Below are 14667 nucleotides of genomic sequence, written 5' to 3'. Positions count from 1 at the left end.
ACAATAATAGAAGAAGACATTCCTTTTTAGGAAATAGAACTATAAGAGAATTTGAATTAGACATGTATAACCTTAAACTAGCAGCGTAGTCATTCAACTATTTGTCCAGTTTTTTGTTGCAAGTCCAGGTTTTTAAATAGTTGATATTTGTTCCTGTTGTAAAGGAAAAATAAAAGATTTTTTGACTTTTCACTTTTTAATAAGGAAGCCAGAGATAGCATTTTCTTAACGGGCGTATCGGCAAAGTCTTCTCGTGACTTTGCTCGCTCCATCCTAAAAATACCATCTCTGTCAAGCATTTTAAGGGGTTGGTAATGTTTGAGGCCTTTATTGGTTTTTGGTACAGCAAAAACCAGGCATAGCCTAAGGCACTTCTACTATGAATTCCCATAACTCCGTTTGTTTAACTTTCCGTACACGCACTTCGCCATGGTTTTCATAAGAAGGCCTAAGGCTATAGTGGAACTTGTAAAGACCAAGTAAATTTTATAAAAACTTAAGGTTTCTACTTCCTTGAAAATCCAAGGATTTTACTACGTCGCAGACACTCCTGAACTTTTGATAAAAGTCTTGACAAAACCCACCTCAAACATGGTCCTCTTTTAGAGAGAACTATACAAAGCACCCCTTAAAATTCTAGTTTAATTAAAATCAAAACAAGGGGTATTTATTAACCTTTTAAATTTTTTTATCATGAGTACAATTAAAAACAGAGTGCAGTTAATCGGTAACGTAGGGCAAGAGCCAACGATGACCATTTTAGAAGACGGTAAAAAGTTAGCCCGTATTTCATTGGCTACAAATGAGCATTACAACAATGCCAAAGGTGAAAAACAAACCAATACCAGTTGGCACAATTTAGTTGCCTGGGGTAAAAAGGCCGACATCATAGAAAACTATGTGACCAAAGGCAAAGAAATTGCCATTGAAGGAAAACTAACTTCTAGAAGTTATGAGGATAAAGAAGGCGTTAAGCGCTATGTGACTGAAATTACTATTAGTGAAATCTTACTACTTAGTAAATAGTAGAAAAATAAAAGGGGGCTCCCTTTTAACTCAGCCCCCTTTTTAATCTTAGGTTAAACTTCTAAATAGAAGCATATGAAAAGCGAAGTTAATGAAATACAAGTAAGCTATAAAGAAAAATTAAAAGTCTCTTTATCGATAAAGTGTTCCGCAGATGCTAACGACATTATTTTCAATCACTGGGACCAAAATACAATTGGTTTATACGAATCTTTTAAAATCATGCTTTTAAATAACTCTAATAAAGTGAAAGGTATTTATGAATTATCATCGGGAGGAATAACCGGAACTTTAGTCGATATCAGAATCTTATTTGCTATCGTTTTAAAGACCCTTAGCACCGGAATTATTTTAGTACATAATCATCCCAGCGGGAAATTAAAACCTAGTGAAGTTGATAAACAACTGACAGAGAAAATTGTTAAGGCCTCTAAATTTTTAGATATAGCCGTTTTAGATCACCTTATTATTACGCCCTCAGGCGAATATTTCAGTTTCGCAGATAACGGCATTTTATAATTAAAATATCCTTTATTTAATCACTGGCCTTTGGTTCATTCCTTAGGCCTTATTTTTTTCAATTGCTGAAGGTCATTTTAGAAAAACTGACGTTTTGAAATCCCGATTTTTTGAAATTCATACGATTTGGTAACAATTGAATCCATTTGAGTTCAATCCTCATTTTGGTTTTTCCTGGTAATACTCTAACTTAAATAACAGCAATAAGCTGAATTTACCAGTGATCATTTACTAGTTATTCTGGGCTTGATTTTACGACCTGGCGGGGCGGAAAAGAAGAGCAAGAGGGTAACACGCTGCGCGATGTTACATGATTTGATTCCTTTGTCAGCCCTTTGTTTATAAGGGTTTTGATAATGGAGTGTTTTATAAGAGAGTTCGTTTTTTATGAAAAAATGGGCTCAGCCCAGTAAAACCGGTGGATTTTTTATGAAAAAATGGATAAAGGATACGAAAAAGAAGGATTCGATGGCTTGAGAATAAAGTCATCAGTAGCTAAGAAGTTTAGGCGTTTCTGTAAGCATTACGGGAAGTCCCAATCGCTTAGTTTACTGGATATGATCCTCTTTTTTGAAACCAATGAAATCAGTCCCTCAGAGCGGTTTGGGGAGACTTTATCCAGTCTAAAGTTTCAAATGAAACGACGGTTTAATGCCGTTATAGCCATCATTAAATCCATTGAAAAGCAACAAACAGAACCTACTGCTTTTCTGATGAAAAAGCTGTTTGAAGTTACTGCTAAAGAAGAGGCAGAAGAAAACTTCGAGTTTGCACCTCAAGAGCTGATTTCTGAAAATGAAGAAATGGAATATTATCAGAAACAGTATAAACAAAGTCAGGAGTCTTATCAGAATCTTAAAACTGAAATGACCTCGCTGCTTAAGAAAGTGAAATTCGTTAGAAACAATTTTGGATTAGGACATTACAGGCTTAATGTCACTAAAGAAGAGTTAGAGCAATTAAAAACCAAACTGAATCATGTACATCACCATAACACCCCAAAAGCTCGGTGAGAATTATAACCAGTCCGTATCCGATTTTGTGGCTTACCTGGAGAAAGAAAATCAGGATAAAACAATTGAAGATCATAATCATTTTTTTAATCACCAGGGCAAACAGTTTAATCCTAAAGATGTGATTAAAGATATTGATAGCAATACCGCAAAGCTTAAGAAAAAGGAACCTAAGTTTTATTCAATTACAGTGAACCCAAGCAAACAGGAATTAAAACATATTCAGAATGATACGGAGAAATTAAAGGCCTATACAAAAACTATTATGGAGGATTATGCTAAGGCATTTAATAGAGATATTGATGGTAGACAAGTTAACATTCAGGATATAAAATACTATGCTAAAATTGAACACGAGCGCAGCTATAAGGGTACCGATAAGGCCATTCGCGAGAATGCGCCCTATCACAAAAAAATAGTCAGACTTAAAAATGAGATTCAGAAAATAGAATCAGGAAAAATGACAGGAGACATTCAAAAGAAACAACAGCAAATCAAAAGGTTGGAGCAGGAAGCCCCTCATAAAATTAATGGGAAGATGATCACTCAAGGAATGGCTAAAGAAGGGGTGCAATCGCACATCCACATCATAGTCAGTAGAAAGGATCAATCCAATACCTATAGTCTGTCTCCAGGAAGTAAGTATAAGGCCTCTGAAGTGGAGATGAATGGTAAAACAGTAAAGCGAGGGTTTGATAGGGATCAGTTTTACACCAATGCCGAGAAACAATTTGATAAACAATTTAAGTACAACCGAAACTTTGTAGAAACTTATAATTCAAGAAAACTTATGAATAAAAGTCCACATTTATATTATGCCAATCTTATTGGTTTGCCCAGTAGTGAAAAGGCCATGGCTTTTAAATTGCTATCCAATGCAGGTGTGAAAGTACCCATTCCAAACATTCCAACTAGTCAGACCCAACTCGTTTTAAAAACGATGAAGAAAATCAAACAAGGCGTTTCTAAAGCCATCGAATCAGGATCTATTTCAATATGATAACAAGTAACTTACAAATCGTCTTATTTTTATTACCTCTGGTAATCATTCTAATTCTGCTCAATACTGGACTGCTATCCTTTGATGGGGAGAAGCATCATAAAAAGTATAAAGTCAATTTTAAACTGCGCTCAGGTAGGCTTAAAATAGATAATATTAAACGCGGGGTGTCCGTCATTGGGTCTGCCGGTAGTGGAAAAACGGAAAGTGTGGTGTATAACCTTTTGCAGCATTTCAGTAAGTATCAGTTTTGTGGCATCATACATGACTACAAACACTTTGAACTCACAGAAATTGCTTATCCGCTTTTTAAGGATCGGCAAGAGTTGAGGTTTTATGTTATTTCTTTTGATAGTATTTACCATAAAGTCAATCCGATTGCTCCCCGGTATCTTCCTAATGAGGAATCTGTCAATGAACTCTCCAGAGTGCTTATAGAAAATCTTCTGGAGATCCGTGGGGAAACTAATGCGACATCTCGTTTCTTTAATGATGCCGTTGAAGGCCTCCTGGCCGGGATGATATGGAAAATGAAAACGGATTATCCTAAGCTTTGCACACTGCCTCATGTTATTGCTTTATTTCAAAGTCTGTCAACCAAAAAGCTTGTAGCTTTTTTAAGTACAAATCTGACATCTAAAAGCATGGCCAGCGCTTTTATCAATGGAATTGAATCCGAAAAGCAAACCGCAGGGGTAAAGAGCACTCTTTCCAATGCCTTTAAAAAGATAAGTTCTCAAAGTGTATTTATGGTACTGTCTGAGGACCAGGTGCCCTTAGATGTCAACCATGAAAGGAATCCATCTGTAATCTCAGTGGTTAATAACCCCCAATATGAATCTGCTTATGCCCCAGTCATAGCGACCATCATGCATACTGTAGTAAAACAAATGAGTGTCAGAAATCGAAAATCGTCTTTCGTGCTTATGGAGGAAGCGCCAACCATTAAGCTATTAAATATGACTAGAATACCGGCTACACTCAGGAGTTTTGATGTGTCTACCGTTTATGTGATGCAGGACAAAATTCAAAATGATATCCTTTATGGGGATAAAGCCAGTAAGGCCATATTATCTAATTTATCCTATCAGTTTTTTGGAAAAGCCAATGATCCGGATACCGCGAAATACTATGAGCAGTTTTTTGAAATGATAAAAGTGCCTACTAAAAGTATTAGCAAAAATAGCGGCCTCAGTTTAGAAAGTCGGATAACGGAAGGGGAGCGTGAAGTATCAAAAAGACGCGCGAATATCTTCTTTAGATTAAGACAAGGAGAGTTTATCTCATTTGCTGATGGAAAAGACAGGAAGGTGAGGTTTAAACTTCAGAAGATTACCAAAGAATTACCACCGAATCCAGAAGAAATTAATGAAGAGCAACTCAACTTTCATTATGAGAAAATCTATAGAGAGGTTAAAGCAATCTTTAAGTCTGGGTAAACTTTATTGAGATTGTTCGTCGATATAGTAATTGATAAATTCAGTAATATCATCTTTTATGAATTCCCAGTGTTTACCTAAAAGACAAATAGGATCAAAGTCATCATCTGCTTGGCTAAAGTCAATGAAATTTTTGAGAATAAGTAATGGATCATGATCGTAAGGGTAACGCTGTTCATGCAAAGCCAACATATCCTGAACTTTAAACTTATAAAATAACTCATGTAAATCCCAGAAATCCTTTTTGCGGCCACCTCTTTGAATAACATCCAGCTTCATAGCTATGATTTCTTCAAGGGTAGCCATTCGGATACTATCGACTTCTATAGCTGGTTGAATATATGGGTCGGTATAAAACACATCTAATTTTATGGTGTTGTCAGCGTCAGTGCCAACAAAATAGGATTTACCCAGTCCCACAGGGATATTCTCCAAATGGTCTATATAAGCAAAATTAGATTCCAGAAAGTTTTGAATGGCATCAAAATCAATGGAACCATAATCCTGGTCACTGAATAAATCAATGTCAATCGATTCCCGATGTCCAATTTGTAAACTTAGCGCCGTCCCTCCAACCAATCGGAACGTTTCGAATTCCTTGGCAGACATTAAAAGCTTAAGGCTATTCTTCAAGAGGTCGTTGACGGTATTGTAATGTAACATGTGCTAAAAATACAATTATCAGTGAGAAATCTGATATGATTTTCTTGTTTTCGATTGAAGTACTGTATCTACTTTTTTAGAGCCGTAGAAACGACGAATTTCAGCTTTCTCTGCCTCATTACCTCGTTCAAAAACCCTTTGAATTACGGCTTTAAATTGCCTATCCCAATCGATTTTTGAAATATCTGTATCCCAGAACAAAGACTTTCTTAAAATAGATAAGTTAGGGCTTGCAGTTTTTTGTTTTTCCTTCTCTTGTGAAATTTCGAAATACGTCTGTAATAAAGCTAAAGTGCCCTCTTCTAATTCTAGTTTATCTTCAATTTTTAATGCTAAAGCCGTATTTAAGTTTCTACGTCCTTTGGTAATAGCATTTAGGGTTTGTGGGTGTTCATTAATAGACAAGGCAAATGGGCGCTGACGTATCATGCGCTTTTTTAGGATGTGTTCTAAAATGAATCCCGGATGAATCCCTTTAAACTTCTCTATTAACTTATTCATACTACAAATGTAAACAAATTTGTTTATAAATTAATTGTTGATTAATCTAAAACTGTGTTAAATGGAATTTTCAATGAAGTATTAAATGGTTTGTTATGAATTGATTATAGGATGATTTCTTAAATATTACAGTTTAAGCTATGTAATATTTTTATTATATTTAGTGAAATAAATTAAACTAAGTAATATGGCAAAATTTGAAATCTATAAAGATAACGGCGGAGAATTCCGTTTTAGACTTAAAGCAAGTAATGGGCAAAATATCCTAGCTAGTGAAGGGTATGCTGCTAAAGGAGGATGTACCAATGGTATTGAATCTGTGAAAAAGAATGCGCCGGATGATTCAAAGTATGAGCGCTTGGAATCCAAAGGAGGTAGTCCATACTTTAATTTAAAAGCTGGAAACAATCAGGTTATAGGAACCAGTCAAATGTATTCTTCAACCAGTGCGATGGAAAATGGTATAGAGTCTGTGAAAACCAATGCGCCATCTGCTGAAGTGGAGGATTTGACTTAGGGTTAAACATAAATTTTAGTTTAAAGGGCTACATGGTTTTGTAGCCTTTTTTTATTACATCAAATGTTTTCTAAGAATCTTTTTTACATCAACATTATCCTTTTGAGGAATAAGATAATTTTCTAAAGATTCAGAGTTTGTAATTTGATGACTGGTTTCAATAAAACCATAACCCAGATAAACCCCATTTTGAATTTGAATAAAAGCCTGCTCCTCGGAATGTCGTCCGGGTTGTTTTATGACTTTGTTTAAGGTGTTAGAATTGGTGTATTCAAGGGCTTCATGAACACGTTGATTATAGGTGTCAACGGATTCCTCATTTTTACAAATACCATGACAAGTATGTATTTTGTAATGATTACAATATGTAACACCTTCTTGTAAATGACAGTATTTGGGACAGAGCTCAAATTGCATACATAGCTTTTCTAAAAAGGTTCTGCAATCTGTAATATTGTAAAATGTTATAAATGGAGCAACTGTGTTTTGTAGGGTATTATAAGCCATATGGATCACCCCATCGCGATCTTCATAGGTAAAGATGCCATACACTTTAGGATTTCGTTTTGATGCTACATTGTATTCCGGGTAGTGTTGTTTAATCGCAGCGTCTTCCATGAGTAAGGCAATAAGCTCGCCTCCAGATAACTCATAGTCAATATCAGCAGTTTCCCTGCATAAAGCAAGTTCTTTATCGGACTTATCATAAAAGTGTCCTAAAACACGTTTCTTCAAATCTTTGGCTTTGCCCACATAAATGATTTTACCTTTTTTGTTTTTAAAATAGTAAATACCTGGAGCGTTTGGAATGCCATTAAAAACAGTACTGGGTAAATGTGGCGGTAAGGTTGCTTCCTTGGAACTCTTCTTTAAAAACTCTAAAACTACCTGTTCTGAGTTTTCAGAATCAAGTATCTGTTTAAAAAGAATAACTGTAGCCTGAGCATCGCCTCGTGCGCGATGTCGGTCTTCTATGATAATATCTAAAGAGGTACAAAGTTTACCTAAACTGTAGGAAGGGTGTCCTGGAATTAATTTTCTGGCCAGTCTGATGGTACAAAGCTTTCTTCGATTAAAATCAACACCAATAGCTTTAAACTCGCTTCGAATAATATTATAATCGAAATTTACATTATGAGCCACAAATATACAGTCTTCAGTGATGGATAGAATATTGTCAGCCACATCTTTGAATGTCGGAGCATCTGCCACCATATAGTTGTCAATACCAGTAAGCGCGGTGATATAATCCGGGATATAGGATTCGGGGTTAACCAGTGATGTGAACTCATCAATAACCTTATCTCCATCATATTTGAAAATGGAAATCTCAGTTATTTTGTTGCCTTGCCCGGTGGTCTCAATATCTATAATCGTGTATATCATCTCATCATTTTTTCCAGAGCTTTGAGTTCTACGCCAAGACTATTAAACATGGTGATAATACTTGATATTTTAAGATCCTGTTCATCGTATTCCTGTGTATTAATACTACAGGTAAACTCCCAAAGTTCCAGAACTTCATCAATAGGAACTTCATAAGGTTCATAAGTCGCATTATCAGAAACCAGACAAAGTGTTCCGTTCTCTTCTATTTGATTATAGACACGCTTATAAACCATACCATCATTGAGCGTGATAAGCACATAGGTTTTACCACTGGTTATATCACGTCGATCTTCTATAAAACGACCAACCACATAAGAACCATTTTTCATAGGAAGCATGGAGTCGCCTTTTATAGGAAAGGCTCTGTGTTTTCCTGTTGGTAAAAAAGGAAGTTTGATTTTTTGTAAGTGTTCTATGTATTCTGGATCATCATACCCTGCGAGATACCCGGCTGTAGCTTTAATGGGAACCACTTCGATTAGATTTTCGTTATCCTCATCGACCATAATTGGGAACAAAACACGTTTATTTCCAATTTCAATAAATGAGGTATCCTTTGTTTTTGTCAGATCATTTCGAAGTATTGCATCAATAGGTATTTTAAAGAAATCAGATAAATCGAGTAAAAATTTAGCTGTTGGGATGGCACGTGCCTCTTCGTATGAACTTATACGTGAGCGATGTACCTTTAATTCTTCTGCTAATCCTTCCTGTGTTAAGCCTTTTAATTGTCGTAAATGCCTGATGTTTCCTGATAAGAATTTCATAATGCTAATTTAATGAGCAATAATTGCTTACTAAATTAGCTAATTTTGCAATATGAAACAACAAATTTTACATCTGGATTTAGATACCTTCTTTGTATCCTGTGAGCGACTCATAGATAGTCGTTTGCAGAAGCGGCCTTTGCTTGTTGGAGGCACAGGTGATCGAGGTGTTGTAGCGGCATGTAGTTATGAAACCAGACGCTTTGGTGTGCATTCCGGAATGTCAATGAAATTGGCCAGACGCTTGTGTCCAGAAGCAGTGGTGATTCGGGGAAATGCTTCTATTTACACCAAGTACTCTCGTCAGGTTACAGATATTATAAAGGAGAAAGTACCTGTCTTTGAAAAGGCCAGTGTAGATGAGTTCTATGCAGACCTTACTGGTATGGATAAGTTTTTCGGAACCTATAAGTATGCTTCAGAGTTAAGATCTACCATAATTAGAGAGACCGGCTTACCAATATCATTTGGTTTGTCAGCTAATAAAATTGTATCTAAAGTTGCTACAGGAGAAGCTAAACCTAATAACCAATTACGAATAGATGAAGGTTTTGAAAAATCCTTTTTGGCTCCTTTGTCCATTAAGAAGATTCCATCTGTTGGCGATAAAACCTATCAGATATTGCGTAATCTTGGCATAGATAAAGTCAGTGTGGTGCAACAAATGCCTTTGGAAATGATGATAAGTGTCTTGGGGCAAAATGGAAAAACCATTTGGATGCGAGCTAATGGATTGGATAATCCACCTCTCATTCCGTTTTATGATCGTAAATCCCTGTCTACTGAACGTACCTTTGGGAAGGATACCATCGATATGCTAAGGCTAAAAACCACCATTTTTGCCATGGCCGAGAGTCTGGCTTATAGCCTTAGAAGTGGTGATCGCCTGGCAGGTTGTATCAGTATAAAAATCAGATATTCCGATTTTAACACCTATACCAAGCAAGTAAAAATCCCTTATACCAGCGCTGACCATGTGATTATTCCTAAAGTCATGGAACTGTTCGATAAGCTCTACGAGCGACGTTTACTCATTCGTTTGGTCGGGGTTAAACTCAGTGATCTGGTAACCGGGAACTATCAAATCAATATGTTTGATGATACCGAAGAGATGTTAAGTCTCTATAATGCTATGGATACTATCAGAAACCGCTATGGTGAATTAAGTATTCAAAAGGCCGCTGCTATGGGCGCTAAAACCATAGGACGGTTCAGTAACCCGTTTAATGGCGAACCACCCATATTATTGGCACATCGTAATCAGTAATGTATTTAAATTGTCATTCATATTATTCTTTAAGGTTCGGAACATTTTCAGAGGTAGAACTTTTGGAGATGGCAGCTAGCTATGGCCTAACATCATTAGCTTTAACAGACATTAATAATACCTCTGCCTGCCTTAATTTCATTCGTAAATCTAAGGATTTTGGCATCAAACCAATAGTCGGTATTGATTTTAGAAATGGCACAAAACAGAAGTTTGTTGGTATTGCTAAGAATAATGAAGGCTTTTATGAGCTCAATAGTTTTTTATCTAGGTATTCTCATGATAAATTGACCATTCCTAATATTGCTCCGGAGTTTGAATATGCATTTATCATTTACCCTTTGGAACAGGTCATGCAAATGGAGAAAACGACCTTCAAAACCTATGAGTACATTGGCATCAGCATTGAAGATTTAAAACGATTGCCTTTTACTATCTATAAAAGCTATACCGATAAGTTAGTAGTACAACAACAAGTCACTATCAGAAGTAAACGGGATTTTAACGCCCATCGTTTGCTGCGTGCTATTGATAATAATATTTTACTGAGTAAGCTTTCGAAGTCTGAAGAATGCCGGGAAACCGATAAAATGCACGCTCTGGATGAGCTTAAAGAACATTTTCAACAGTTTGATTTTATTTTAGATAATACAGAACAATTACTTGAACAATGTACTATGCATTTTGAGTTTGGTAATGATCGTATCTCTCAAAATCAGAGTTTGTATTTGGAAAGTGAAGAAGCGGATTTTAAGCTATTAAAGGAGCTTTGTGACAAAGGCTTACCAAAACGTTATGCTAATCCGTCACAGAAGGTAAAGGATCGACTTCAGATTGAGTTAAAGACTATCAGAGAAATGAGTTTCGTGTCCTATTTTTTAATTAACTGGGACATTGTAAACTATTCCAAGCAAAAAGGTTTCGTACACGTTGGTCGTGGTAGTGGCGCCAATAGTATTGTCGCTTACCTCATAGGAATTACAGATGTAGATCCCATTGAACTGGACCTGTATTTTGAACGCTTTATTAATCCTTACAGAACATCTCCACCTGATTTCGATATCGACTTTTCCTGGAAAGAGCGTGAAGAAATTACAGAGTACATCTTTAGTCGGTTTAAAAATGTTGCTCTCTTGGCTGTTTATAATACCTTCAAATACCGTGCTGTGGTTAGAGAACTGGGTAAAGTATTTGGTTTGCCTAAAGAGGAGATTGATAAGATTAGTGTTGGTCGGTATCAAAAACCGGAACTGGACGAGTTTGGAGCCTTAGTCATTAAATATGGAAAGCTAATTCAGGGATTCCCGAATTACGTTAGTGTACATTCTTGTGGTATTTTAATCTTAGATAAGCCTATTCATTATTTTTCAGCCACCGATATGCCGCCTAAAGGATTTCCAACGGTGCAGTTTGATATGATTATTGCTGAAGATGTCGGTATCTTTAAATTCGACATTCTGGGACAGCGTGGACTGGCAAAAATAAAAGATACTCTGGAAATTATTAAATACAACAGACCCGAAGTGCCTCCAATTGATATCACCGAAGTTGAAAAGTTTAAACGAGACCCCAAGGTTAATGCTCTGCTTAAAGGCGGTAAAGCTACAGGGGCTTATTATGTAGAGTCACCAGCCATGCGCGGTTTAATGCAGAAATTGCAAACGCAGGATTATTTAGGACTCGTGGCCGCTAGCTCCATTATCAGACCAGGGGTATCCAGTTCTGGGATGAAACAGGAGTTTATTAAGCGTCAACGTCATCCAGAGCGCCGAAAGGAAGGTCACCCCATACTCTTAGAGATTATGCCGGAGACCTACGGTATTATGGTGTATCAGGAAGATGTTCTTAAAGTGGCCAATCAGTTTGCAGGGCTGACTCTTGGGGAAGCCGATGTGTTAAGAAGAGGGATGAGTGGAAAGTTCAGATCGCGTGCTGAATTTACAGCCGTTGAAGAAAAGTTTATTGCGAATTGTAGAGCCAGAGGTTATGATGATCATCTCACATTTGAAGTCTGGAATCAGATTAAGAGTTTTGCAGGTTATGCTTTTGCTAAAGGGCATTCCGCATCTTATGCCGTGGAAAGCTATCAAAGTTTGTATTTAAAATGTTATTATCCGCTTGAGTTTATGGTAGCTGTACTTAATAATGGTGGTGGTTTTTACAGTACAGAGCATTATGTACATGAAGCGATGCAGTGTGGTGGTCAGGTTGAGGCGCCTTGCATAAATCATAGTGACCACCCCAATATTATTATCGGAGACACCATTTATTTAGGCTTGGGGTATTTAAAGAATCTGGAACATTACACTGTAAAACGGTTACTAACCGAACGCAACTTTAATGGGGCTTACACGTCTCTAGATGATTTTATTGATCGGGTTCTGATAAGTATTGAGCAGCTTACCATTTTAATCAGAATTGGAGCTTTTAGATTTACAGGTATTGCAAAAGCAGAACTGCTATGGCAGGCCATTTTTAAACTCAATGCCAGTAAACAGCAAACAGTACAAAAGCAATTGTTTAAACCCGATCATAAGACTTTTGTGCTACCCAAGTTACCATCCAGTTGGATAGAAGATGCTTACGATCAAATGGAATTATTGGGGTTTACACTCTACGATTACTTTAGATTGATTGATGAACCATTTAAAAATAGTATCAAAGCGAAAGATATGTGTAATCATATAGGGCAGAGCGTTTTATTATACGGTAAACTGGTTAACACACGATTTCATGAGGCATCTAATGAAAAACTCATGCGCTTTTGCACCTTTGTGGACCAACAAGGAGACTATTTTGATACCGTACATTTTCATGATACAGTTGAAAGGTATCCCATTCATGGTATGGGAGTTTATGAATGCTACGGTAAGGTCATAGAAGAGTTTGGCTTTTGTAGTATTGAAATCATTAAAACGAGAAAGTTGGCACTAAAACCCGATCCCAGACTGAATTAATATTTTTTGTAAATTCATGACAAATAAAAGTTTAGATATGTGTTTTCATATTTCAAATTGGCATGAACCTGAATATTGGGAAAAAGAGTTTAAGGTTGCAATCAGTGACGAGCGTATAAGACCTGTTATGAGTAAACCGCATTACCATCTCAATGGGTTTTCTCATCCTAATGTCCTTGTTATACCACAAGAGAAACCTGAGGTATTGGCTCCAGGTGTTTGGGGTATTGTTCCAGATTATAAAATTCCGAAGGAAATAAAACCCTATTACAAGGAAGCGGTAAAATACGGTTCGGGTTTAAATGCACAATCCGAGAAACTTTTTAGTCATTTCATGTATCGGGAATCCGTCATGACCAGAAGATGTGTTATCCCTGTTGATGGATTTTTTGAGCCGCATGAATACAACAAGAAAAAGTACCCTTTCTACATTAAAGAAAAGACTGATAAAGGTCTGGCACTAGCTGGTATATATACGGTTATTGGTACATATATCACATTTAGCATTCTTACTAAAAAGGCCAGCCCTTTATTTGAAAAAATACACAATCTTAAAAAACGGCAACCGGTTATTCTAAGTTCTGAAAATGTTGACTACTGGCTTTCTGAAAGTCTTAATGAAGAGGATATTAAAGAATTAGTTAATCTTAATTTTCCTGAAGAACGGTTAGATGCTTATACAGTTAGCAAAGATTTATTTAGTCCCAAAATTGATAGTGATGTTCAAACTATTTTAGAAAGAGCTAATTATGAAGAATTAGACGCCTTTATCTAAGTAACGCATTAACAGAACTTAATTTAAAACCTACTCATATTATGTTTGAAAATTATAAAAAGAATGATCCTAGATTTTGGATATTTTACACAAGGTTTGGGAAGACTCTTATGTTAATACTGGTTTCGATCGTAGTTATTATAGTAATATTGACTAAACTTGGAGTTATAGAATGACTTTATATGAGTTTAATAGGTTGTCCGAACAAGACAAATATGATGTAACATTTAATGAAGGCACCTTTGTAGATTATAAAGTTGAAGCGGTCATTAGATTTGCGCTTTATGCAATCGATATGTTTTTTGTTGAAATAGAATACAATAGAGTGGATAATAAAATCTTAGGATTGAGAAGCTTTAAGACAGGGGAGTTGTTGGATAAATATTCTAATCTTTAAATTATTTATCTATAGCTTGGAAGAATTCTGAAAGTTTAATGCCTCTAGCCTCACAAATTTTATTTAATGTATAAAGTGAAATTTTATAACTTTTGTCGGAAACAATTCTTCTAACTGTTTTTTCATCAATATTATGGTTCAATGCAAATTGTGATTTTACTTGCTCTTTACTAATCCACTCACTTGATATGTAGTGACATATTTTTCTTTCTAAGGTAGCCATAGAAACAAATTAAGTGTTTATTGTAAAAAAACGCTCGGACAGTTGTCCGAATAAAAATAAATTACTACATTGGTCAAGAAATATTTAAGTAATTAAAGAAGTTTAAATATTTGATAGAGATCATTTTAAATCTAATTTCAAAAACTGGCACTTTTAGATTGTTAGAGGAGAAGTGAATTATTCATGACCCGGGCATGAATCTCTTTAAATTAAT

At 36.0% G+C, this 14667-nt stretch carries 15 protein-coding genes; 10 read left to right on the top strand and 5 right to left on the bottom strand.

Translation table 11 applies throughout. The features are described from left to right. The first annotated feature begins 693 nt into the window (after positions 1 to 693). From NO995_RS11210 to NO995_RS11190, 5 genes are all read left to right on the top strand, one after another. Positions 694 to 1026 carry a single-stranded DNA-binding protein gene (locus tag NO995_RS11210; protein WP_258227591.1) on the top strand — a complete coding sequence of 111 codons (333 nt, stop codon included), beginning with the start codon at positions 694 to 696 and terminating at the stop codon, positions 1024 to 1026. A 75-nt stretch (positions 1027 to 1101) separates the two neighbouring features. Next, positions 1102 to 1545, top strand: a complete 444-nt coding sequence (locus tag NO995_RS11205) for a RadC family protein (protein ID WP_258227590.1) — start codon at positions 1102 to 1104, stop codon at positions 1543 to 1545. Between the two features lie 437 nt (positions 1546 to 1982). Beyond that, the gene (locus NO995_RS11200) at positions 1983 to 2558 is read left to right on the top strand and encodes a BfmA/BtgA family mobilization protein (protein ID WP_258227589.1); all 576 of its coding nucleotides are present in this window, start codon (positions 1983 to 1985) and stop codon (positions 2556 to 2558) included. Further along, positions 2524 to 3558 (top strand): MobB family relaxase, encoded by a 1035-nt coding sequence (gene mobB, locus NO995_RS11195; RefSeq protein ID WP_258227588.1) that lies wholly within the window; start codon positions 2524 to 2526, stop codon positions 3556 to 3558. Before NO995_RS11200 ends, mobB begins: the two co-directional genes overlap by 35 nt. After that, the gene (locus NO995_RS11190) at positions 3555 to 4997 is read left to right on the top strand and encodes a type IV secretory system conjugative DNA transfer family protein (protein WP_258227587.1); all 1443 of its coding nucleotides are present in this window, start codon (positions 3555 to 3557) and stop codon (positions 4995 to 4997) included. Before mobB ends, NO995_RS11190 begins: the two co-directional genes overlap by 4 nt. Before the next feature lie 3 nt (positions 4998 to 5000). On the opposite strand, the gene NO995_RS11185 is transcribed toward NO995_RS11190, so the two are convergent. Continuing rightward, on the bottom strand, positions 5001 to 5606 hold the full coding sequence (locus NO995_RS11185) for a nucleotidyl transferase AbiEii/AbiGii toxin family protein (protein ID WP_258227586.1): 606 nt from the start codon (positions 5604 to 5606) through the stop codon (positions 5001 to 5003). A 72-nt stretch (positions 5607 to 5678) separates the two neighbouring features. Continuing rightward, on the bottom strand, positions 5679 to 6161 hold the full coding sequence (locus NO995_RS11180; protein WP_258227585.1) for a DUF6922 domain-containing protein: 483 nt from the start codon (positions 6159 to 6161) through the stop codon (positions 5679 to 5681). Positions 6162 to 6348: 187 nt separating this feature from the next. Between NO995_RS11180 and NO995_RS11175 the strand changes: the two genes are divergently transcribed. Further along, on the top strand, positions 6349 to 6678 hold the full coding sequence (locus NO995_RS11175; protein ID WP_258227584.1) for a YegP family protein: 330 nt from the start codon (positions 6349 to 6351) through the stop codon (positions 6676 to 6678). A gap of 54 nt (positions 6679 to 6732) precedes the next feature. Here NO995_RS11175 and NO995_RS11170 read toward each other — a convergent pair whose 3' ends face one another. Both NO995_RS11170 and NO995_RS11165 read right to left on the bottom strand, forming a co-directional pair. After that, entirely contained in the window at positions 6733 to 8064 is a 1332-nt protein-coding gene (locus NO995_RS11170; protein WP_258227583.1) for an exonuclease domain-containing protein, read from the bottom strand. After that, entirely contained in the window at positions 8061 to 8834 is a 774-nt protein-coding gene (locus tag NO995_RS11165; RefSeq protein WP_258227582.1) for a LexA family transcriptional regulator, read from the bottom strand. The genes NO995_RS11170 and NO995_RS11165 overlap by 4 nt, the downstream gene beginning before the upstream one ends. 52 nt (positions 8835 to 8886) lie before the next feature. Between NO995_RS11165 and NO995_RS11160 the strand changes: the two genes are divergently transcribed. From NO995_RS11160 to NO995_RS11145, 4 genes are all read left to right on the top strand, one after another. Then, positions 8887 to 10101 carry a DNA polymerase IV gene (locus tag NO995_RS11160; protein WP_258227581.1) on the top strand — a complete coding sequence of 405 codons (1215 nt, stop codon included), beginning with the start codon at positions 8887 to 8889 and terminating at the stop codon, positions 10099 to 10101. Beyond that, positions 10101 to 13058: a DNA polymerase III subunit alpha gene (locus NO995_RS11155; RefSeq protein ID WP_258227580.1), complete on the top strand. Its 2958-nt coding sequence runs from the start codon at positions 10101 to 10103 to the stop codon at positions 13056 to 13058. The genes NO995_RS11160 and NO995_RS11155 overlap by 1 nt, the downstream gene beginning before the upstream one ends. 16 nt (positions 13059 to 13074) lie before the next feature. Further along, positions 13075 to 13833, top strand: a complete 759-nt coding sequence (locus tag NO995_RS11150; protein WP_258227579.1) for an SOS response-associated peptidase — start codon at positions 13075 to 13077, stop codon at positions 13831 to 13833. Positions 13834 to 14005: 172 nt separating this feature from the next. Beyond that, a complete protein-coding gene (locus tag NO995_RS11145) occupies positions 14006 to 14230 on the top strand; it encodes a hypothetical protein (protein ID WP_258227578.1) in 225 nt (74 codons plus the stop codon). A gap of 1 nt (position 14231) precedes the next feature. Here NO995_RS11145 and NO995_RS11140 read toward each other — a convergent pair whose 3' ends face one another. Beyond that, positions 14232 to 14453 (bottom strand): helix-turn-helix transcriptional regulator, encoded by a 222-nt coding sequence (locus NO995_RS11140; protein ID WP_258227577.1) that lies wholly within the window; start codon positions 14451 to 14453, stop codon positions 14232 to 14234. Between the last annotated feature and the right edge of the window lie 214 nt (positions 14454 to 14667).

Origin of the sequence: Aestuariibaculum sp. M13 (assembly GCF_024723255.1) — a bacterium.
Classification (GTDB): Bacteria; Bacteroidota; Bacteroidia; order Flavobacteriales; family Flavobacteriaceae; genus Aestuariibaculum; species Aestuariibaculum lutulentum.
This window is presented reverse-complemented; position numbering and strand designations above follow the sequence as displayed.